Here is a 20,346-nt window from a genome sequence, read left to right as displayed (position 1 = left end):
TCACGCTGTCGTGCACGGTACCGATCGGTGCTGATCGGCCCGCGGGCCGAGGCCGGTGGGACGGGAGCGTGGCCGGGGCGCGCCGGCCGCCCGCCGTGGCGGTCCGCGCTCACCGTGCCTGCGGGCCGCCGGCCGAGCGTCCGTCCGGCCGCCGTCCACCCGCTCGGGGTGGGCGGCGCCGGTCCTGCGCCGCGGGCCGGCGGTCACCCGGGCGCGGAGCTGCGGTTGCGGTGGCCCGGGCGGGGGAGGGGAGAATGGGCCGTGCGCTCCGAACCGCCGTCAGGTCCGCCGCCCGAGCCACCGTCGGGTGCGTCGGGCCGGCCGGGGCCGCCGTCCGGACCCCCGGTGGAACCGCTGCCGCACATGGTGATGGCCGGCGGTGACGGAGGTCCCCGGCGGCCGTGGTGGCGCCGGCCGCGTTCGCTCGCGCTCGGCGCGGTGCTCGCGGGGCTGGTGGTCGCGCTGGGTGCGGTGCTGGTGGAGCGCCAGCCGGAGACGAACCAGCCTGTCGTCGCGTCCGTCCCGGTTCTCCTGCAGGCGGCCGACGCTCCCGGGCCGGATCCGTTCACGGGCTCGGTGGCGAGCTCCTCGGCCGGCCCGCCGGGCTCCCCGTCCGGCGGCCCCCCGTCCGCCGTCGGCTCGGCCTCCGCCGTCGGGTTCCGACCGGTCGACGGTGGGACGGCGGGCCTCTACGGCGGCACCGAGCGCCTCGGCAGCTGCGAGGTGGCCAAGCTGACGGACTACCTCGTGGGTCATGTCGACAAGGCGCACGCGTGGGCCGGGGTCGAGGGTGTCCCGGTCGGCGACATCCCGTTCTACCTCGGCAGGCTCACCCCGGTGGTGCTGCGTTCCGACACCCGGGTGACCAACCACGGCTTCGCCGACGGCATCGCGACGGGCTTCCAGTCGGTCCTGCAGGCGGGCACCGCGGTGCTGATCGACAACCGAGGGCTGCCGCGGGTGCGCTGCGCGTGCGGCAACCCGCTGCTGCCGCCGACGGTGCCGAGTGGCCCGGTCACGTTCACCGGGCCGGCCTGGCCGGGGTTCCGGGTGGACGATCTGGTGACGGTGGTGCCGGCGGGAGCGCCGGTGACGGCGTTCGTGATCCGTGACCGGAGCCAGGAGGGCTGGTTCTCGCGCCCGGTCGGCGGTTCGGGCGGAGACGACCAGCCCGTCCCGTCGCCGCGTCCGTCCGCGAGCGGGTTGCCTTCGACCGTGAAGACCCCTGCCGGGCAGCGCGGCTCCTGACCGGACGACCGATGCGGACGCACTCGTCGCGTCCGGACCGCCGGTGGACCCATCGCCCCCCGTCGCAGTGGTGTTGGCACCAGTTCTGTGGCTGGTGCCCACCCCAGGAAAAAGACGGGTGCTCACGCCAGCGACACTGGATCACTACCCACCGTAGCGTCCCTTGTGAAAGCCGGTGCGGGGTGTGCGCAACTGCCCCCCGCACTCTCGGACCACAGGAATCCGGCGGAGGTGCGTGATGAGGAACCGGACGCAGCGACAGGGCGTGGTGAGGCAGAGCCGGCAGCAGGGCGGACCGCCCCGGCGCGCGGTGCTGACGGGCGGCGCGGCGACCGTGGCCGGACTGCTGGCGGCGGTGACAGCTCCCGCCGCGTCGGCGGCCACACCCCCGGCTCCCGCCGTCCCAGCCCGCCGCCGGAGCCCGGTCGAGGGGGTCTGGCAGACGGATGGCTACGGCACCGTCCTGACCATCCGGGGCGGCCGGCTGCGCACCTTCGACGTCTCGTGCGCCGGCGCCCTGCCCGGTGAGCTGAGCGGGCAGCGGACCGGTCCCGCCGACTCCTCCGGCGCGGTGTGGTTCTCGGTGGACGGCCACCCCGAAGTCACCGTCCGCCCGGGCGCCGACCCGGACACCGCCGTGCTGAACCACGGGGATGATGTCACCGACATCCAGCTGCGCCGACTGCCGGCCCTGCCCGCTGTCTGCACCCGGCCGCCGAGCAGCGATCCGCGCGCGGTCTTCGACGTCTTCTGGGCGACCTTCGCGGAGAACTACCCGTTCTTCGCGGCCAAGGGCGTCGACTGGGAGGCGGTGCGAGCGCGCTACCGGCCCGAGTTGACCGCCCGGACGACGGATGCCGAGCTCTTCGCGGTCCTCAGCGCGACCGTGCGACCGCTGGGCGATGCCCACGTGGGCATCCTGGCCGGCAGCACGGGCCAGTTCTGGCAACCTCGGCCGGGCACCCTGCCGATACTCCAGGACGGCTTCACCGACCGGGCCTGGCAGACCGTGAACGACCGGCTCGGCCGCCCCCTGACCACTTTCGCCAAGGGGAAGGTCGGCTATGCCGATCTTCCAGGTGGGATCGGCTACCTGCGCGTCACATCCTTCGCCCGCTACACCGACTCGGACGCCTCGTCGGCGAACCAGGCGGAGCTGGCCCGGGCGCTGGACGCGGTGTTCACCCCGGCCCGCACCAGCGGTGCGGACGCACTGCGTGCCCTGGTGGTGGACCTGCGGCTGAACGGCGGTGGCTCCGATCGGCTCGGCCTCCAGATCGCCTCCCGGCTCACGGACGTGTCCTACCTCGCCTACCGCAAACAGGCCCGCGACGACCCGGCGGATCCCAGCCGGTTCACCCGCCCGCAGTCGGTCCCGGTCCCCGCGTCGCCCGGGCCCGCGTTCACCGGCCCGGTCGCGCTGTTGACCAGCAGCGCGAGCATGAGCGCCGCCGAGACGTTCCTCCAGGCGCTGATGGGGCGCCACCGGCAACCGATCCGGATCGGTGCCGCCACCCAAGGCGTCTTCTCCGACACCCTGGGCCGCGACCTGCCCAACGGCAAGGGCTGGACCTTCGAGCTCCCCAACGAGCGCTATCTCACCCAGGACGGCCGCAGCTTCGACGGCGCCGGCTTCCCGCCGGACCCGCCCACACCGGTCTTCACCGACGACGAGCTCTCCCACGACCGGGACTCCGCCCTCACGCTCGCGCTCCACGTCCTGACCGGAGCCCACCCGTGACTCCCGCGCCCGCGCGCCCAACGGGGCGGGACCGCACTGGTCTTGAGTCAGCTGCCGCTCCCCGTCCCGCCGTTGTGGACCACCGGGGACGAGCACCCACCACGGTGGTGCTGCCTGCGCACGCCCTGGGCGCCCAGGGTGGCGGAGCGCCCGACGGGACGCGGGAGTTAGCTCGTACGGGTGGATGAGCAGGGGCAGCACCCGCCCCGTTGCCCGGCCCCCGGCGGGGATCAAGGTGATCCCGGAACAGTCCCCACCCCATCCCCCCGCGTGCCGCTCGTATTCCCGTGGGGCGGAGTGAAACAGCCCACAGCGCAGCCCTCTCCCTCAGTGGTTGCGGATCATGGCACAATGAGCCACGTAAGAGCAGTGACGTTCAGCGCACTCCGGGGTCGGTGAAAATCCGAACCGGCGGTTACAGTCCGCGACCCGTCCGCAGCCAGCGGCCGGTTGACCAGGTGAAATTCCTGGACCGACGGTTAAAGTCCGGATGGGAGGCGTGCGCGACGGGCCAAGCGGTGCCGTGGTTCCCCGTTCCGGGGGATCGCGTTGAGGTGAGCGGCAGAGTCCTCTGCGGCGGCGAAGCACCCCATCACATGGGGTGGATCTTCGGCGACCCGGATCCGGATTCTGCCAGCTCTCTGGCATTCGCACCGGCATCAGCCCGTTACGGTTTCCCATGCATCTGCCGCCCCGGAGTCCGCGCCCCAAGCGCGAGGAGAACCCGGGTGTTCACCGGCATCATCGAAGAGCTCGGCGAGGTCGTCTCCATCGAGGAGTTCGGCGACTCCTCGCGCCTGCGCCTGCGCGGTCCGCTGGTCTGTACCGGGGCCCGGCACGGCGACTCCATCGCGGTCAACGGTGTCTGCCTGACCGTCGTCGACACTCCTGAGCAACTGGCTTCCGGCGGTGGTGAGTTCAGTGCCGACGTGATGGCCGAGACGCTGCACCGCTCCAGCCTGGGCGCGCTGGTCCCCGGCTCCCGGGTCAATCTGGAGCGGGCCATGGCACTCGGCGCCCGGCTCGGCGGCCACCTGGTCCAGGGGCACGTCGACGCCACCGGCATCCTGCTCGAGCGTGCCCCCGGCGAGCTGGACGCGGAGGGCAAGCCCCGCTGGGAGGTGCTGCGGTTCTCGCTGCCGTCGAGCATCTCCCGCTACCTGGTCGACAAGGGTTCGATCACGGTGGACGGCATCAGCCTGACGGTGGTGGAGGCCGCCGCCGACACCTTCACGGTCAGCCTGATCCCCGCCACGCTCGCCCTGACCACCCTCGGTGCCAAGGAAGTTGGCGAGCCGGTCAACCTCGAGGTGGACGTCCTCGCCAAGTACGTCGAGCGGCTGCTGGCAGCCCGGGCCGACGGCGTCGGCAGCATCATCAACATCCCCACCAACAACCCCACCACGCTGGCCCGTTCGGAGGGCGTCTCGTGAACTGGCTCAACAGCGTGGCGTTTTCGATATTCGGCCAGCACGTGCTGTGGACCGACATGATCGGCAACCTGCTGGGCCTGGCCGCCCTCGCGCTCGGCTGGCGGCGCTCGGTCTGGAGCTGGCCGGTCCAGCTGCTCTCCGGCGTGGTGCTGGCCGGGGCCTACCTCTCCGGTCACCTGCCCGGCCTGGTCGGCAAGCAGCTGATCGTGATCGTCACCGCGATCTGGGGCTGGTCCCGCTGGCAGCGCGGGATCCGCGACACCGGCGCGATCGCGGTCCGGTTCGCCAGCTGGAAGGAACGCGCGCTGCTGGTCGGCGCCACCGCGCTGCTGACCGTCGCGGCGGCCCTCATCTTCACCCAGTTCCCGTGGATGTCCTGGAGCCCCTGGTCGGACGCCTACATCTTCGTCGGCACCCTGGCGGCGATGGTCGCCCAGGCCCGCGGCTGGGTGGAGTTCTGGTTCGCCTGGATCGCCGTCGACCTGGTCGGCGTCCCGCTCGCGTTCAACAGCGGCTACACCTTCTCCGGCCTGACCTACAGCATCTACTTCGTCCTGGTCCTGCTCGGCCTGCGCGCCTGGTGGCTGCGCAGCCGGGCCCCGCGCAACGCCTCCACCGCCCCGAACCTGCAGGGAGCCCCGGCATGAGCACCCCCGACCTCAGCCTCGACCCGGTCGAGCGCGCCATCGCCGACATCGCGGCCGGCCGCCCGGTCATCGTGGTGGACGACGAGGACCGCGAGAACGAGGGCGACATCATCTTCGCCGCCTCGGCCGCCACCCCCGAGCTGCTGGCCTTCACCATCCGTTACTCCTCCGGCGTGATCTGCGTGCCGATGACCAACGCGGACGCCGACCGGCTGGCGCTGCCCCCGATGACCCGGGTCAACGAGGACCGCAAGGGCACCGCCTACACGGTCTCGGTGGACGCCCGGGACAAGATCTCCACCGGCATCTCGGCGGCCGACCGGGCCCGGACCATCCGGTTGCTGGCCACCGAGGCCACCACCGCCGGTGACCTGACCCGGCCCGGCCACGTCTTCCCGCTGCGCGCGGCGGACGGCGGCGTACTGGTCCGCCCCGGCCACACCGAGGCCGGCGTCGACCTGGCCCGGCTGGCCGGCCTGCCCCCGGCCGCGGCGATCTGCGAGGTGGTCAACGACGACGGCACCATGGCCCGGCTGCCCGAGCTGGTCGCGTTCGCCCGCCAGCACGGCCTGGCGATCATCTCGATCGAGGACCTGATCGCCTACCGCCGCCGCACCGAGCTGCACGTGGACCGGGCGGCCGTCACCACCCTGCCCACGGCGTACGGCGACTTCACCGCGGTGGGCTACCACGGCACGCTGGACGGCGTCGAGCACATCGCCCTGGTGGCCGGCGGCCTGGACGCCGACGGACGGCTGCCCGACGGCGAGGACGTGCTGGTCCGGGTCCACTCGGAGTGCCTGACCGGCGACGTCTTCGGCTCGCTGCGCTGCGACTGCGGTCCGCAGCTGCAGGCCTCGCTCGCCCAGATCGCCGAGTCCGGCCGCGGCGTGCTGCTCTACCTGCGCGGCCAGGAGGGCCGCGGCATCGGCCTGGTCCACAAGCTGCGCGCCTACCAGCTCCAAGAGCAGGGCCGTGACACCGTGGACGCCAACCTCGACCTCGGCCTGCCGGTCGACGCCCGCGACTACAGCATCGGCGGGCAGATGCTCACCGACCTGGGCGTGCGCTCGCTGACGCTGCTCACCAACAATCCCGACAAGCTGACCGCGCTCACCGAGCACGGCCTGAAGGTCAAGGACCGCCGGCCGATCCAGGTCGAGCCGGGCGAGCACAACCTCGACTACCTGCGCACCAAGCGCGACCGGATGGGCCACGACCTGCCCTGGCTCGGCCAGTAGCCGCCCCACGCACGCCAACCGCAGCAGTCCGATCGCACAGTTCAACCACCGAAGCACCGAACGGAAAGGCACCACAACGTGAGCGGCCACGGAGCCCCCCAGCTGACCATCGAGAACGCCCAGGACCTGCGGGTCGCGGTTATCGCCGCCCAGTGGCACACCCAGGTGATGGACGGCCTGCTGGCCGGTGCCCGGCGCGCCCTGAAGGAGCTGGGGATCACCGAGCCGACCGTCGTGCGAGTCCCCGGAACCTTCGAACTGCCGGTCACCGCCAAGCAGTTGGCCGAGCGCGGGTACGACGCGGTGGTGGCCCTCGGGGTGGTCATCCGCGGCGGCACCCCGCACTTCGACTACGTCTGCCAGGCCGCCACCGTGGGCCTCACCCAGGTCAGTGTCAGCACCGGCGTGCCGGTCGGCTTCGGCGTGCTGACCTGCGACACCGAGCAGCAGGCGCTGGACCGGGCGGGCCTGCCGGACTCCGCCGAGGACAAGGGCCACGAGGCGGTCACCGCGGCCGTCGCCACCGCCGCCACGCTGCGCGCGGCCGCCGGGCCCGGACGCTGATCCGCTCGGCCGACAGCCCGCTCGATCGCCGGTCCGGCCACCCGCCCGACCGTCGGGCGGCGCTCGGTGGGCCCCGGATCTCGGACGGCCGACGCGACTGTCCAAGGTCCGGGACCGTTTACCGTCTGTCCGGCCGCAGGCCGTAAGGTGAGTCCATCATGGCTTCGAAGACATTCGAGGAGCTCTTCACCGAGCTCCAGCAGAAGGCCGCCGCAGGCGACCCCGGGTCCTCCCGTACCGCGCAGCTCGTCCAGCAGGGCGTCCACGCCATCGGCAAGAAGGTGGTCGAGGAGGCCGCCGAGGTCTGGATGGCCGCCGAGCACGAGTCCGACGAGCGCACCGCCGAGGAGATCTCCCAGCTCCTCTACCACCTTCAGGTGATGATGGTGGCCCGCGGGTTGACGCTGGACGACGTCTACGCCCACCTCTGACCCCCGCCCGGCGAAACCCGGCCCCCCGAAACCCAGCCGCGTCTTCCCCCGCACCACCCCGAACCAGCCGCTACCACAGCGAAGGAACGTCCTCTCATGCTGCGCATCGCCCTCCCCAACAAGGGTTCGCTCTCGGGTCCCGCGGCGGAGATGCTCCATGAGGCCGGCTACCGCCAGCGCAAGGACCCCAAGGAACTGGTCCTGGTCGACCCGGAGAACCAGGTCGAGTTCTTCTTCCTGCGCCCGCGCGACATCGCGGTGTACGTCGGCTCCGGCCGGCTGGACATCGGCATCACCGGCCGTGACCTGCTGCTCGACTCGGCGTCCAACGCGGAGGAGGTGCTCGCGCTCGGCTTCGGCGGTTCGACCTTCCGCTTCGCCGGCCCGGCCGGCTCGCCCAAGGACGTCCAGGGGCTGCAGGGTCTGCGGATCGCCACCTCCTACACCGGCCTGGTCGAGCAGCACCTCGCCGAGCACGGCGTGAGCGCCACCGTCACCAAGCTGGACGGCGCGGTGGAGACCGCGGTCCAGCTCGGCGTCGCCGACGTGATCGCCGACGTGGTGGAGACCGGCACCAGCCTGCGCAACGCCGGCCTGGAGATCTTCGGCGAGCCGATCCTGGTCTCCGACGCCGTGGTGATCCGGCCCAAGGGCGCGGTCGACGACCAGGCCGTCGAGCAGTTCCTGCGCCGCCTGCAGGGTGTCCTGGTGGCCCGTCGCTACGTGCTGATGGACTACGACATCCGCGCCGAGAAGGTCGGTGAGGCGGTCGCGCTGACCCCCGGTCTGGAGTCGCCGACCGTCTCCCCGCTGCACACCGAGGGCTGGGTCGCGGTCCGCTCGATGGTGCTCCGCAAGGAGGCCCAGCGGATCATGGATGACCTGTGGGGCATCGGCGCCCGGGCGATCCTGGTGACCAACATCCACGCCTGCCGTCTCTGACCAGTACCACCTCCCGGGAGCGCCACCGCCATGTCCGACCCCATCGACCTGCCCGCCCTGCCGGTGACCTGGGCGCCGCGCCGCAACCGCGCGCTGCTGCTGCCGGTCAGCGCGCTGCTCCTGGTGGTCTTCGTCGTCGTCGCGGTGGCGCTCCCGGCCAGCTGGCAGCTGAACGACCGGGCCGCGATGATCACGCTGGGTCTGCTCTTCGCCGGGGTCGGCCTGATGCTGGCCCGTCCCAAGGTGGTGGCCGACGCCGACGGGGTCACCGTGGTCAACTTCGTCCGCAGCCGGCGGCTGGCCTGGGCGGAGATCGTCCGGGTGAACCTGCGCCAGGGCGACCCGTGGGTGACCCTCGACCTGGCCGACGGCACCTCGCTGGCCGCAGTCGGCATCCAGCCGGGCGGTGGCCGTGAGCAGGCGGTCCAGGCCGCCCGAGCGCTGCGCGACCTCACCGAGGAGCGCGGCGCCACCCGCGAGCCCGCCAAGGCCTGACCGGGGACCCTCGAACACCCACCAAAAACTCGCACGGGTATCGTCTACGCTGGTAAAGGCGGGGCAAAGCACGCCCCGGTCCGACCCGCGACCTGAGGAGTGACACCTCCCCTCGATGGACGATCCGTCCGGTAGTCCCCACGCCGCCCGTCTCCCTGGCTCCGGAGAGCAGGCGGCGCTGTGATCACCGCCTCGCTGCTGCTCGCAGCGGCGTTCCTGCTCATCCTGGCCAACGGGCTCTTCGTGGCTGCCGAGTTCTCCCTCATCACGGTGGACCGCGGCGCGGTCGAACGGGCCGCCGAGGCCGGCGACCGCCGCGCGATCCGCGTGCGCGGGGCGCTGCGCAGGCTCTCGTTCGAACTCTCCGGCGCCCAGCTCGGCATCACCGTCACCTCGCTGGTGGTCGGCATGCTGGCCGAGCCGGCCCTCTCCCGGCTGCTCGGCCCGGTCGTCGCCGGGCTCGGCGTCCCGTCCTCCGCCGCCACCGGGCTCGCCGTGGCGCTGGGCATGCTGCTCGCCACCGTCCTGCAGATGGTGATCGGCGAGCTGGTCCCGAAGAACTGGGCGATCTCCCGCCCGCTCCAGGTGGCCCGCGCGGTCGCCGCCCCGCAGCGGCTCTTCTCGACCGTCTGCCGCCCGCTGATCGCGGCGCTGAACGGCGCTGCCGACCGGCTGGTGCGGGCCCTCGGACTGGAGCCCACCGAGGAGCTGGCACACGCCCGCACCCCCGGTGAGCTGGTCTTCCTCGCCCAGCACTCGGCCCGGGCCGGGGCGATAGAGGAGGACGCCGCGCTGCTCTTCGTGCGCACCCTGGGGCTGTCCGAGCTGACCGCGCAGAGCGTGATGACGCCCCGGGTCGAGGTGGCCGCGCTGCACCAGGACGCCACCGCCGCAGACGTGGTCAACCTGACCCGCGCCACCGGTTTCTCCCGCTTCCCGGTCCACCAGGGCAGCCTGGACGAGATCACCGGCACCATCACCCTCAAGGACGCGCTCGCCGTACGCCCGGAGCGGCGCGCCCACGTCCGGGTGGCCGCGCTGGCCGGCGCCCCGCTGCTGGTCCCCGAGACGCTGCCGGCCGAGCGGCTGCTCGACCAGCTGCGCCGCCGCCAGCCGATGGCGATCGTGATCGACGAGTACGGCGGTACCGCCGGGGTGGTCACCCTGGAGGACATCGTCGAGGAGATCGTCGGTGAGGTGCAGGACGAGCACGACCCGGGGGACACCCCCGAGCTGCTCGCCGCCCCGCCGGTCGACGGCCGGCCGGCCTGGCTGGCGGACGGCCGGGCCCGACTCGACCAGCTGGAGTCGATCGGCCTGAGCGCGCCGCAGGGGCCCTACGAGACGGTGGCCGGCCTGCTGGCCGACCTGCTCGGCAAGCTCCCCGAACGCGGTGAACGGGTCCGGCTGGCCGGCTGGGAGCTGACCGTGCAGGCCGTGGAGCGGCACCGGACCGCGCGGGTCCGGCTGGTCCGGCTGCCCGAGGGGGAGGAGCGATGACCTTCCTGCAACTCCTCGCCTCGCTGGCGCTGCTGCTCGGCAACGCCTACTTCGTCGGCGCCGAGTTCGCCGTGATCTCGGTGCGCCGCAGCCAGCTCGAGCAACTCGCCGAGGCCGGCGACCGCCGCGCCCGGACCGTGCTGCACGCGATCGGCGACGTCTCGGCCCTGCTGGCCGCGTCCCAGCTGGGCATCACGGTCTGCTCGCTGCTGCTCGGCGCGCTGGCCGAACCGACCATCGCCCACCTGCTGGAGCCCGTCTTCCACGCGGTCGGCGTGCCCGGCGTGCTGGTGCAGCCGATCGGCTACGCGCTGGCGCTGGGCCTGGTGGTCTTCCTGCACATGGTGATCGGCGAGATGGTGCCCAAGAACGTCGCGCTGGCCACTCCGGAGAGGGCCGCGCTCTGGCTCGGCCCACCGCTGGCCCGACTGGCCCGGCTGCTCCGCCCGGTGATCGGGTTCCTCAACGCCTTCGCCAACCTGGTGCTGCGGCTCTTCCGGGTCGAGCCCAAGGACGAGGTGGAGTCGGTCTACACGGCCGAGCAGCTGCTCTGGATGCTCGCCGAGTCGCGGGCCGCCGGCCTGCTGGAGGCCGGCGAGCAGGAGCGCCTGGAGGACGCGCTGGAGCTGGGCCGGCGCCCGGTGACGGACGTGCTGCTGCCGGTGGAGCGGCTGGTCACGGTCGCCCCCGAGGCGACCGCCCGGCAGGTCGAGGAGCTCGCGGTGGCCACCGGCTTCTCCCGCTTCCCGGTGACCGACCGCTCCGGCGCGATGCTGGGCTACCTGCACGTCAAGGACGTGCTGGAGGCCGAGGACCCGGACGCCCCGGTGCCGGTGCGGCTGTGGCGGCCGGTGACCGCGATCGCCGAACGGCTGCCGCTGGACGACGCGCTCACCGCGATGCGGCGGGCCGCCGCGCACCTGGCGGCGGTGATCGGACCGGACGGGCACACCCTCGGCCTGGTCACCCTGGAGGACGTGCTGGAGGAGCTGGTCGGCGAGATGCACGACCCGGACCACCGGCCGGCCGCGCACGCCTGAGCCCCGGCCCTGAGTACGGGCTCCGATCGGCGGCCGGGCTCAGCCCCGGCCGTCGATCAGCTCGCCGTAGGCCTGCATCAGGTCGGGCAGCCGCAGGGTCGCCAGGTCCTCCCGGCCCGGCACTTCCCGGGCCAGTGAGAGCCGCAGGTCGCGGTAGGCGCAGGACTTCTCGTACAGGGTTCGGATGAACCGCCCGTTGCCCAGCTCGTCGATCCAGCCCTCGCCGACCACGTGGGCGCAGATGCTGGCCAGCTCCTCGGCGGCGTCCTCGTCCCAGCCGTCGCCGTCCCGGGCGGCCAACGCGCTGCCGATCGCGGTCAGTTCGGCCGGTCGGTAGCTGGGGAAGTCGACCCAGGTGGTGAAACGGGAGTTGAGCCCGGGGTTGGCGGCCAGCAGCCGGTTCATGCCCTCCGGGTAGCCGGCCAGGATCACCACCAGCCGGTCCCGGTTGTCCTCGGCCCGCTTCAACAGGACCTGCAGCGCCTCGTCGCCGTACGCGTCGCCCTTGCTGTAGCCGGAGTTGGCCAGGCTGTAGGCCTCGTCGATGAAGAGCACGCCGTCCAGCGCGGAGTCGATCAGCTCGTTCGCCTTGACCGCGGTCTGCCCGAGGAACTCGCCGACCAGGTCGGCCCGTTGGGCCTCCACCAGGTGCTCGCCGGAGAGCAGGCCGAGGGAGTGGAAGACCCGGCCGAGGATCCGGGCCACCGTGGTCTTGCCGGTGCCGGACGGGCCGGAGAAGACGAAGTGCCGCTTCGGCGGCTGGACCGGCAGACCCTGCTCGGCGCGCAGCCCGGCCATCCGCAGCTGCGCGGAGAGCGCCCGGACCTGCCGCTTGACCGGGTCCAGGCCGACCATCCGTTCCAACGCCGCGAGCGCGGCGTCCAGTTGCTCACGGTCGGCCGCGGTGGCCGCCCGGACCGGACCGGCGGCGGGCGCGCTGGGCGGGATGTCCCGGACGGCGGCGGTCGGCGCGGTGGTCTCGCCGTCGCCGGAGCGCTCGGCGACCGGGGGCCTGCCGGTCACCTGGAGCGGCCCGGCGTCCGGCTCGTCGGTGTAGCCCGGCTCGTCCGGGTACTGCCCCTCGTCGGAGTAGGGCGCGAACCCGGCGTCCGGCGCGAACTCGGCGTCCGACGGTTCGCCGAGCAGGTCGAGGCCGGCGCCGGCGGCGTCCTCCAGCTCCTCCGCCGGGCCGAGCGCGGGCAGCTCCTCCAGCAGTCCGAGCCCGTCCTCGGCGGCGATCGCGGCCAGCCGGGCGGCGGTGTCCATGAAGGCCGGGTCGGCCCGGTGCACCGCGCGGTACAGCGGCAGCGCGGCGGCGCTACGCCCGGCGCCCTCGTACGCCCGGGCCAGCCAGTAGCGCAGCTCCTTGCGCTGTGGCTGCTCGGAGCGGCAGCGGGCCAGCGAGGCGGCCAGCGGGGCCTGTGCCTGGGCGCACATGTCCAGCCGGACCCGGGCCATCCCGCCGAAGAGGCCGGCCTCGATGCCGAGCAGCGCGTCGTCCAGCAGCTGGTCGGTGTCCCGGATCAGCTGTTCCCAGTCCTTCAGCAGGTAGGAGCGGCAGGCGGCGAGGAAGCGCACCGACGGGTCCTGGTCGGCGGACGGGCACTGGGCCAGCGCGCGGTCCAGCTCGCCCAGGTGCCGGCCGTCCAGCCAGTGCGAGGCGTGCGCCAGGGTGAGGTCCCGCTCGTCCTCCAGGACCGGCTGCACCCACCAACCCAGCCAGTACCAGGAACTCAGCGGACGCTGGTGCCGTCGGCGCTGTTCGCCGAAACGTTTCTTGTGCCGGTACATCGCCAGCAGCGCGCCGGAGGTGTCGCAGCGCAGCGCGTGCAGGCCCAGCCAGGCATCGGCCATGCCCGGGTCGAGCCGGACGGCGGTGCGGAACTCCTCCTCGGCGCGGGCGTAGGCACCGGCCGTGTAGGCGTCCATGGCGCGCAGCCAGGCGCGGTCGGCGGGACCGTGCGGTCCGGTCCGGCCGGTGTCGTCGACAGTGGTCACTCACGCCCCCCGTGTGTGCACCGAGGCTCGGTCGTCCGCTGGCGTCTCACCACCGCACCCCCCGGGGCGCAGCTGCGCCTGCACAGAATCGTACCGGCGCGGGGCTGATCCGGAAGGGTCTCGCAGCAGTCCAAATCGGCCGTGTACGTTGACCGTTCGTGTTCCGACGGCTGATCCGGCCGGCTTGAGGGCGCGCGGCGGTGGTTGCGCGGGGTGACGAAGTGAGCCGGAGCCGCCCCTCGCCGGACGGCCCCGCTCAGGCCTCGCGCGCGACGCCGGCCGGCCGGTCCAGCTCGACCCGGAGCAGGCCACCGGTCCGCCCGTCCACCAGGACCTGCGCAGATGCCCGGCTGGGGTCGGCCGCGAAGTGCGCCTCCTCGGCCGCGGCCCAGCGCCGCCAGAACGCCGCCAGTGCCGGACCGTCCCGCTGCTCGCCGCGGGCCCGGGCCGTGGCGGCGGGCAGCTCCATCCAGATCAGCGCGGCCAGCAGCGGCCGGACGGCCCGCCGCCCGGCGCCGACCCCCTCCACCAGGACCACGGGCGCGGGCGGCACATCGCGCGCCCCGTCGAAGCGCCCCTGTACCCAGTCGTACACCCGGTGCCGTGCGGTCTCGCCGCGAGCCAGCGGTGCCAGCACCTGCTCGCGCAGCCGGCCGGTCCACTCGAACAGCTCATCGTGGGTCGCCAGGTCGTCCAGGTGTACCACCGGGGCGCCGCCGAGCGCCGCGGCCAGCCGGCCGGCGAAAGTGGTCTTACCCGAGCCGGCGTGCCCGTCCACCGCGATCAGCCGCACCGGCCCCACGGACGGCGGCAGCGCCCGCAGCCGATCGGCCAGGTCCGCCAGCTCGTCCGGGTGGTCCATGCCGGTCAGCCTACCTGGCCCGGCGGCGGGGATTCCCAGGTCAGGCAGGTCGTGACGGGCGGCCGTTGATCGGGCATACTCGCATCGCCAAGCCTGTGAACGCCCGTTCACCGTGACCCGGTCGCGGACGTCCAGCGAGCTCCCCACTGCACCGGACACCCCCGGGGCCCTGACGAGGAGGCGACCCACCCTCATGAACGCTGCACCCCCCAAGCCCGTGGACCGCCAGCTGCCCAGCGACGAAGCGCGCGAGCTGCTCGTCCTCACCCGTGATCTGGTCCAGCGCGAGCTGGCGCCGCGGGCCGCGGCGGACGAGGCGGCCGGTCGCTTCCCGCGCGACGTCTTCCGCACCCTCGGCGAGGCCGGCCTGCTGTCGCTGCCCTACCCCGAGGCCCACGGCGGCGGCGACCAGCCCTACGAGGTCTACCTGCAGGTGCTGGAGGAGCTGGCGGCCGGCTGGCTCGCGGTCGGCCTCGGAGTCAGCGTGCACACCCTGTCCTGCCACGCGCTGGCCACCTTCGGCAGTGACGAGCAGCGCTCCCGCTGGCTGCCGGGGATGCTCGGTGGCGCGCAGCTCGGCGCGTACTGCCTCTCCGAGCCGCAGTCCGGCTCGGACGCCGCCGCGCTGCGCACCCGGGCGGACCGGGACGGCGACGGCTACCTGGTCAACGGCACCAAGGCGTGGATCACCCACGGCGGCCGGGCCGACTTCTACAGCGCGATGGTCCGCACCGGCGAGGACGGCCCGCGCGGGATAAGCTGCCTGCTCATCCCGGGGGACGCCGCCAACCTGACGGCCGCCACGCCCGAGCACAAGATGGGCATGAACAGCTCGCCCACCGCCCAGCTGCACTTCGACGGCGTCCGGGTCGACGCCGACCGGCTGATCGGCGAGGAGGGCCAGGGTTTCCAGATCGCGCTCTCCGCGCTGGACTCCGGCCGGCTCGGCATCGCCGCCTGCGCGATCGGGCTGGCCCAGGCCGCGCTGGACCTCGCCGTCGAGTACGCGCAGACCCGGCAGCAGTTCGGCCGGCCGATCGCCGACTTCCAGGGCCTGTCCTTCATGCTCGCCGACATGGCCACCCAGATCGAAGCCGGCCGCTCGCTCTACCTGGCCGCCGCGCGCCGCCGGGACCACGGCCTCGCGTTCTCCAAGGAGGCCGCGATGGCGAAGCTCTTCTGCACCGACACCGTGATGCGGGTGACCACCGACGCCGTGCAGGTGCTCGGCGGCTACGGCTACACCCAGGACTTCCCGGCCGAGCGCTACATGCGCGAGGCCAAGATGCTGCAGATCGTCGAGGGCACCAACCAGATCCAGCGCCTGGTGATCGGCCGCCACCTCACCCGGAGCTGACGGGTCGGCCGGCGCCCGGTGCGGCGCCGGCCGTTCGGATCAGCGTCGGACCAGCCGGCCGGCCGGGGCCTTGCGCATCGCCGGCACCCGGTGACCGGACGCGCTGGTCCGGACGTGCGGCTGCGCGCCCGGCAGCTGGCCGGCCGGCTGCGGCTCGGTGGCCCGCGGCCGCGGCAGCGCGTGCGAGAACGGCTGGGTGCGCCAGTCGAGTTCGGCCGGCAGCGCGAGCAGCGCGGCCAGCGAGCCGCCCTCGCCCACGACCTCGTCGACGGCCGACTCCTCCAGGTCGTCGGCCGGCAACCCCGAGCCGGGGCAGAGTGCGGGGGAGAACGGGTGCCAGGCGGTCCGCAGTACCGCGTGCTGCGGCAGCCGCTCCTCGTCACCGACCAGGGCGATCGGTCGGTCGCACTCCGGGCAGTTCACCCGGAAGATCTCCCAGGTCTCGGCCTCGCCCGGGTCGCTGCCGAGACGGGGGGCGAGCTGCTCGCCGTCCCTCTCGTCGACCGCGGTCAGGTGGCTGTCGGCGCCGTGGGCGCGCTGGTCAGCTGCACGCATGTGATCCCCCTTGGATCGGGCCGGACCAACTCGGCCCGGGCCACCAGCAGCAATTCCCTCCGACGGGGTGTCATAACCCTGCAGGTCGGCGCAGGGTGATGCATCGCGGTGTGGCCTTCGCCACATTCCGTCGGCATGTGCCACGGGTGCGCCGGGCGCTCCCGGCGCGGCTCCGGTCCGTGCCCCGGCCCGGGCCGGCTCCTGTAGGTTTGCGCCTTGTGGAGGATCTCGACCAGCGCATCGTTCAGCTGCTCGTCCAGGACGGGCGGATGAGCTACACCGACCTGGGCAAGGCCACCGGCCTGTCCACCTCGGCCGTCCACCAGCGGGTGCGGCGACTGGAGCAGCGCGGGGTGATCCGCGGCTACTCGGCGATCATCGACCCCGACGCCGTCAACCTCGCGCTGACCGCCTTCATCTCGGTCAAGCCCTTCGACCCGAGCGCGCCGGACGACGTCCCCGACCGGCTCGCCCCGCTGGCCGAGATCGAGGCCTGCCACAGCGTCGCCGGGGACGAGAGCTACATCCTCAAGGTGCGGGTCGGCGCCCCCGGTGACCTGGAGGACCTGCTGGCCCGGATCCGCAGCGCGGCCGGCGTCTCCACCCGGACCACCGTGGTGCTCTCCACGCCCTACGAGGCGCGGCCGCCCAAGCTGTAGCCCCGCTGTCCGGTCACCGGACGCACCGGGTGCAGACTGGTCCCCATGACCGAACGCGCCTTCCGCACCGTGCTGCTGCGCGGTGGCACCGTCTACAGTCCGGCCGACCCCTTCGCCACCGCGATGCTGATCGAGGGGGAGCAGGTCGCCTGGATCGGCAGCGAGGGCGCTGCCGACTCCTACGCGGGGACGGCCGACGAGGTGGTCGACCTGGCGGGCGCGCTGGTCACCCCGGCGTTCGTGGACGCCCATGTGCACGCCACCTCCACCGGCCTCGCGCTGACCGGTCTGGACCTCACCGGCTGCCCCTCGCTCGCCGAGGCGCTGCGCCGGATCGCCGACCACGCCCGCTCCGGCGGTGTGCTGATCGGCCACGGCTGGGACGAGACCGGCTGGCCCGAGGGCCGCCCGCCGACCCTGGCGGAGCTGGACCGGGCCGCGGGGGGCGCGCCGCTCTACCTCTCCCGCACCGACGTGCACTCCGCGCTGGCCTCCAGCGCGCTGCGGGCGAGCACCCCCGGCCTGGCCGAGCAGCCCGGCTTCACCCCGGACGGCCCACTCACCCGGGCCGCGCACCACGCGGTCCGGCAGGCCGCGCTCGCCCACCTGACGGACGCCCAGCGCCGGGAGGCCCAGTCGGCCGCCCTGCGCCGGGCTGCCGCGCTCGGCATCGGCGCGCTGCACGAGTGCGCCGGCCCGGAGATCTCCTCCGAGCGGGACCTGGCCGCGCTGCTGGCGCTGGCCGCCGAGCACCCCGGACCCGAGGTCTACGGCTACTGGGGTGAGCTGGGCGGGATCGAGACCGCCCGCCGGCTCGGCGCGGTCGGCGCCGGTGGCGACCTCTTCGTGGACGGCGCGCTCGGCTCGCACACCGCCTGCCTGCACGCTCCCTACCAGGACGCCCCGCACACCGGCACCGCCTACCTGACCGCCGAGCAGATCGCCGACCACGTCACGGCCTGCACCGAGGCCGGGCTGCAGGCCGGCTTCCACGCGATCGGCGACGCGGCGCTGACCGCCGTGCTGGACGGGGTGCGGACCGCCGCCGAGCGGCTCGGCCAGGCCCCGGTCCGGGCGCTGCGGCACCGGATCGAGCACGCCGAGGCGCTGGACGACAAGGCCGTCGCGGCCTTCGCCGAGCTGGGTTTGGTGGCGTCGGTGCAGCCCGCCTTCGACGCCGCCTGGGGTGGCCCGGGCGGCATGTACGCGCAGCGGCTGGGCACCGAGCGGGCGGCCGGGCTCAACCCGTTCGCCGCGCTGCTGCGGGCCGGTGTGCCGCTGGCCTTCGGCTCGGACGCCCCGGTCACCGCGCTGGACCCGTGGGGCACCGTGCGTGCCGCGGCCTTCCACCGGACCCCGGAGCACCGGATCTCGGTCCGGGCCGCCTTCGCCGCGCACACCCGGGGCGGCTGGCGGGCGCTCGGCCGGGACCAGGAGGGCGTGCTGATCCCCGGTGCCCCGGCGACCTACGCCGTCTGGCAGAGCGGTGACCTGGTGGTCCAGGCGCCGGACTCCCGGGTGGCGGGCTGGTCCACCGACCCGCGCTCGGGCATTCCGGGCCTGCCCGACCTCACCCCCGGCGCCCCGCTGCCGACCTGCCTGCGCACGGTGGTCCGCGGACGCACCGTGTACGACGCCGGATCCCTGGGCTGACCTGCGCATTCTCAGAAACCTCAACTACCGGTCGACGGCCCGGGCAGGTACCGTCGTCGGATGACCGCCGCCGCCCGGAGCGCTCTCCCGCCTTCCGGTCGGCGCCGACCACGTCCAGTCAGAGAGATGGTGCGCAGGTGGCAGTGCCTGTCGACGCGGGTTCCGAGCGGCTCGGTCCCGATCACCCCGAGGGCACGCCGCCCCCGAGCGACCCGGCCGTCGGCCCGGACGCCGAGCCGGCCCGGGCCGGCCGGCTGGTCCGGCTGGGCCGCCGGATGCGCGCCGGCTTGCCGCGGGCGGTCCCGGCCGCGCTGGCCGGCCTGCTGCTGGCCGCCGCCTTCCCGCCGTACGGGCTCTGGCCGCTGTCGGTGGTCGCGGTCGCCGCGCTCTCGCTGCTGACCCGGGGCCGGACCGTCCGGCAGGGTGCCTGGACCGGGTTCTTCTTCGGGTTCGCGTTCTTCCTCTGGTTGCTGGTCTGGATGCAGGTGATCGGGCCGGACGCCTGGGTCGGGCTCGCGGCGGTGGAGGCGCTCTTCGTCTGCGCGATGGGAGCCGGGCTGGCGGTCACCTCGCGGCTGCCGGGCTGGCCGCTCTGGGGCGCCTGCCTCTGGGTGACCCAGGAGTGGGCGCGCGACCGGCTGCCGTTCGGCGGGTTCCCGTGGGGACGGCTGGCGTTCGCCAACACCGCCAGCCCGTTCACGCCACTGGCCGCCTGGGGCGGTGCGCCGCTGGTCACCTTCGCGGTGGCACTGACCGGCACGCTGCTGGCCTATCTCGCGGTCCCGCTGGTGCCCCGGCTGCTCGGCCGGCTGCCGCGCCGCGCCCCGGCGGACGGGCCGGTGGCAGCCGAGCCGGTGCTGGACGGGCCGGTCGAGTCCGCCCCCGGGGCCGGTCCCGGGGCCGGTCCCCGGCCGTCCGCCGGCCCCCGCCGGGTACTGCTGCCCGCGCTGGCCGCCACCTGCGCGGTGGGTGTCGCGGTGGCCGGCTACGCGGTGCCGATCCCGACCGCCCCCGATGACACCGTCAAGGTCGCGGTCGTGCAGGGCAACGTCCCGCACCCCGGGATGGACTTCCTCGGCCGCCCGATGCAGGTGCTCGACAACCACGCCGACGAAACCCTGAAGCTGGCTGCCCAGGTCAAGGCGGGGCGGGTGCCGCAGCCCGACGTGGTGATCTGGCCGGAGAACTCCTCCGACCTCAACCCGTTCGCCGACCCGGCCGCCTACGAGCGGATCGACCAGGCCGTGAAGGCGGTCGGAGTGCCGACCCTGGTCGGCGCCCTGGTGGACGGTCCGGACAGCCAGCACGTGCAGAACGAGGGCATCGTCTGGGACCCGACCACCGGCCCCGGAGCCTCCTACACCAAGCAGCACCCGGTGCCGTTCGGCGAGTACGTGCCGTTCCGTTCGGTGCTGATGAAGGTGATCACCCGGCTGCAGCGGGTCGCGAAGGACTTCTACCCGGGCAAGAAGCCCGGCGTGCTGCAGCTGGGCAAGGCCCGGATCGGCGACGTGATCTGCTTCGAGGTCGCCTACGACGAGATCGTCCGCGACACCGTCAACGCCGGCGGCCGGGTGATCGTCGTGCAGACCAACAACGCCACCTACGCCCGCAGTGGCCAGCCGGACCAGCAGCTGGCGATGTCCCGGCTGCGTGCGGTCGAGCACGGCCGGGCCGTGGTGATCGCCGCGACCAGCGGGATCAGTGCGATCATCCGACCGGACGGCACGGTGGAGAGCCACACCACCGAGCTCACCGCGGCCGAGCTGAGCGCGACCGTCCCGCTGCGCGACGGCCGGACCCTGGCGGACCGGGTGGGCGCCGCACCGGAGTGGACACTGGCCATCCTCGGGCTGCTGGCCTGCGGCGCGGCCGTCCTGACCGACCGCCGTCGACGTCCGTTGGTGGGCGGAACACCGCAGCCGGCCGAACCGTTGACCACGGTGGTGCCCTGACCGGGCGGGACCCGCCCGCCGGCGG

General features: G+C 73.8%; 18 protein-coding genes and 1 riboswitch. Of the genes, 15 read left to right on the top strand and 3 right to left on the bottom strand.

From position 1 onward, the window contains the following. The first annotated feature begins 345 nt into the window (after positions 1 to 345). The 11 genes from ACZ38L_RS25505 to ACZ38L_RS25455 all read left to right on the top strand — a co-directional run bounded on the left by ACZ38L_RS25505 (position 346) and on the right by ACZ38L_RS25455 (position 11,282). A complete protein-coding gene (locus ACZ38L_RS25505) occupies positions 346 to 1,248 on the top strand; it encodes a DUF6777 domain-containing protein (RefSeq protein WP_465697456.1) in 903 nt (300 codons plus the stop codon). A gap of 238 nt (positions 1,249 to 1,486) precedes the next feature. Next, positions 1,487 to 2,989: a S41 family peptidase gene (locus ACZ38L_RS25500; protein WP_465697454.1), complete on the top strand. Its 1,503-nt coding sequence runs from the start codon at positions 1,487 to 1,489 to the stop codon at positions 2,987 to 2,989. Between the two features lie 378 nt (positions 2,990 to 3,367). Continuing rightward, positions 3,368 to 3,495: riboswitch (FMN riboswitch) on the top strand. A 222-nt stretch (positions 3,496 to 3,717) separates the two neighbouring features. After that, positions 3,718 to 4,422 (top strand): riboflavin synthase, encoded by a 705-nt coding sequence (locus ACZ38L_RS25495; protein ID WP_465697452.1) that lies wholly within the window; start codon positions 3,718 to 3,720, stop codon positions 4,420 to 4,422. Positions 4,423 to 4,478: 56 nt separating this feature from the next. Further along, positions 4,479 to 5,069: a nicotinamide mononucleotide transporter family protein gene (locus ACZ38L_RS25490; protein WP_465697470.1), complete on the top strand. Its 591-nt coding sequence runs from the start codon at positions 4,479 to 4,481 to the stop codon at positions 5,067 to 5,069. Next, positions 5,066 to 6,310 (top strand): bifunctional 3,4-dihydroxy-2-butanone-4-phosphate synthase/GTP cyclohydrolase II, encoded by a 1,245-nt coding sequence (locus ACZ38L_RS25485; RefSeq protein WP_465697450.1) that lies wholly within the window; start codon positions 5,066 to 5,068, stop codon positions 6,308 to 6,310. The genes ACZ38L_RS25490 and ACZ38L_RS25485 overlap by 4 nt, the downstream gene beginning before the upstream one ends. 78 nt (positions 6,311 to 6,388) lie before the next feature. After that, the gene (gene ribH / locus ACZ38L_RS25480; protein WP_465697448.1) at positions 6,389 to 6,874 is read left to right on the top strand and encodes a 6,7-dimethyl-8-ribityllumazine synthase; all 486 of its coding nucleotides are present in this window, start codon (positions 6,389 to 6,391) and stop codon (positions 6,872 to 6,874) included. A gap of 158 nt (positions 6,875 to 7,032) precedes the next feature. Next, a complete protein-coding gene (locus tag ACZ38L_RS25475) occupies positions 7,033 to 7,305 on the top strand; it encodes a phosphoribosyl-ATP diphosphatase (protein WP_396562741.1) in 273 nt (90 codons plus the stop codon). A gap of 96 nt (positions 7,306 to 7,401) precedes the next feature. Further along, on the top strand, positions 7,402 to 8,247 hold the full coding sequence (gene hisG, locus ACZ38L_RS25470) for an ATP phosphoribosyltransferase (RefSeq protein WP_465697445.1): 846 nt from the start codon (positions 7,402 to 7,404) through the stop codon (positions 8,245 to 8,247). Between the two features lie 30 nt (positions 8,248 to 8,277). After that, complete coding sequence (locus tag ACZ38L_RS25465; protein ID WP_465697443.1) at positions 8,278 to 8,742, top strand: PH domain-containing protein; 465 nt, start codon at positions 8,278 to 8,280, stop codon at positions 8,740 to 8,742. Between the two features lie 180 nt (positions 8,743 to 8,922). Beyond that, positions 8,923 to 10,242: a hemolysin family protein gene (locus ACZ38L_RS25460; protein WP_465697441.1), complete on the top strand. Its 1,320-nt coding sequence runs from the start codon at positions 8,923 to 8,925 to the stop codon at positions 10,240 to 10,242. Beyond that, a complete protein-coding gene (locus tag ACZ38L_RS25455) occupies positions 10,239 to 11,282 on the top strand; it encodes a hemolysin family protein (RefSeq protein WP_465697439.1) in 1,044 nt (347 codons plus the stop codon). The genes ACZ38L_RS25460 and ACZ38L_RS25455 overlap by 4 nt, the downstream gene beginning before the upstream one ends. Before the next feature lie 39 nt (positions 11,283 to 11,321). On the opposite strand, the gene ACZ38L_RS25450 is transcribed toward ACZ38L_RS25455, so the two are convergent. Together ACZ38L_RS25450 and ACZ38L_RS25445 are read right to left on the bottom strand one after the other, a co-directional pair. Next, on the bottom strand, positions 11,322 to 13,211 hold the full coding sequence (locus ACZ38L_RS25450; RefSeq protein WP_465697468.1) for an AAA family ATPase: 1,890 nt from the start codon (positions 13,209 to 13,211) through the stop codon (positions 11,322 to 11,324). A gap of 325 nt (positions 13,212 to 13,536) precedes the next feature. Continuing rightward, positions 13,537 to 14,142 carry a uridine kinase family protein gene (locus ACZ38L_RS25445; protein WP_465697437.1) on the bottom strand — a complete coding sequence of 202 codons (606 nt, stop codon included), beginning with the start codon at positions 14,140 to 14,142 and terminating at the stop codon, positions 13,537 to 13,539. 193 nt (positions 14,143 to 14,335) lie between these two features. Here ACZ38L_RS25445 and ACZ38L_RS25440 point away from each other — a divergent pair, with 193 nt between their 5' ends. Continuing rightward, a complete protein-coding gene (locus tag ACZ38L_RS25440) occupies positions 14,336 to 15,499 on the top strand; it encodes an acyl-CoA dehydrogenase family protein (protein WP_465697435.1) in 1,164 nt (387 codons plus the stop codon). 39 nt (positions 15,500 to 15,538) lie between these two features. On the opposite strand, the gene ACZ38L_RS25435 is transcribed toward ACZ38L_RS25440, so the two are convergent. Continuing rightward, positions 15,539 to 16,054 (bottom strand): hypothetical protein, encoded by a 516-nt coding sequence (locus ACZ38L_RS25435; protein WP_465697433.1) that lies wholly within the window; start codon positions 16,052 to 16,054, stop codon positions 15,539 to 15,541. Positions 16,055 to 16,272: 218 nt separating this feature from the next. On the opposite strand from ACZ38L_RS25435, the gene ACZ38L_RS25430 reads away from it, so the two are divergent. The 3 genes from ACZ38L_RS25430 to lnt all read left to right on the top strand — a co-directional run bounded on the left by ACZ38L_RS25430 (position 16,273) and on the right by lnt (position 20,321). Further along, positions 16,273 to 16,713: an Lrp/AsnC family transcriptional regulator gene (locus tag ACZ38L_RS25430; protein ID WP_396562725.1), complete on the top strand. Its 441-nt coding sequence runs from the start codon at positions 16,273 to 16,275 to the stop codon at positions 16,711 to 16,713. A 45-nt stretch (positions 16,714 to 16,758) separates the two neighbouring features. Further along, positions 16,759 to 18,366 carry an amidohydrolase gene (locus ACZ38L_RS25425; RefSeq protein ID WP_465697430.1) on the top strand — a complete coding sequence of 536 codons (1,608 nt, stop codon included), beginning with the start codon at positions 16,759 to 16,761 and terminating at the stop codon, positions 18,364 to 18,366. Positions 18,367 to 18,503: 137 nt separating this feature from the next. Further along, positions 18,504 to 20,321, top strand: a complete 1,818-nt coding sequence (gene lnt, locus ACZ38L_RS25420) for an apolipoprotein N-acyltransferase (protein ID WP_465697428.1) — start codon at positions 18,504 to 18,506, stop codon at positions 20,319 to 20,321. Positions 20,322 to 20,346 lie beyond the last annotated feature (25 nt).

This window comes from Kitasatospora sp. NPDC024654, assembly GCF_055559155.1.
Note: the sequence above shows the minus strand (reverse complement) of the source record. Positions and strands in the feature narration are given on the sequence as shown.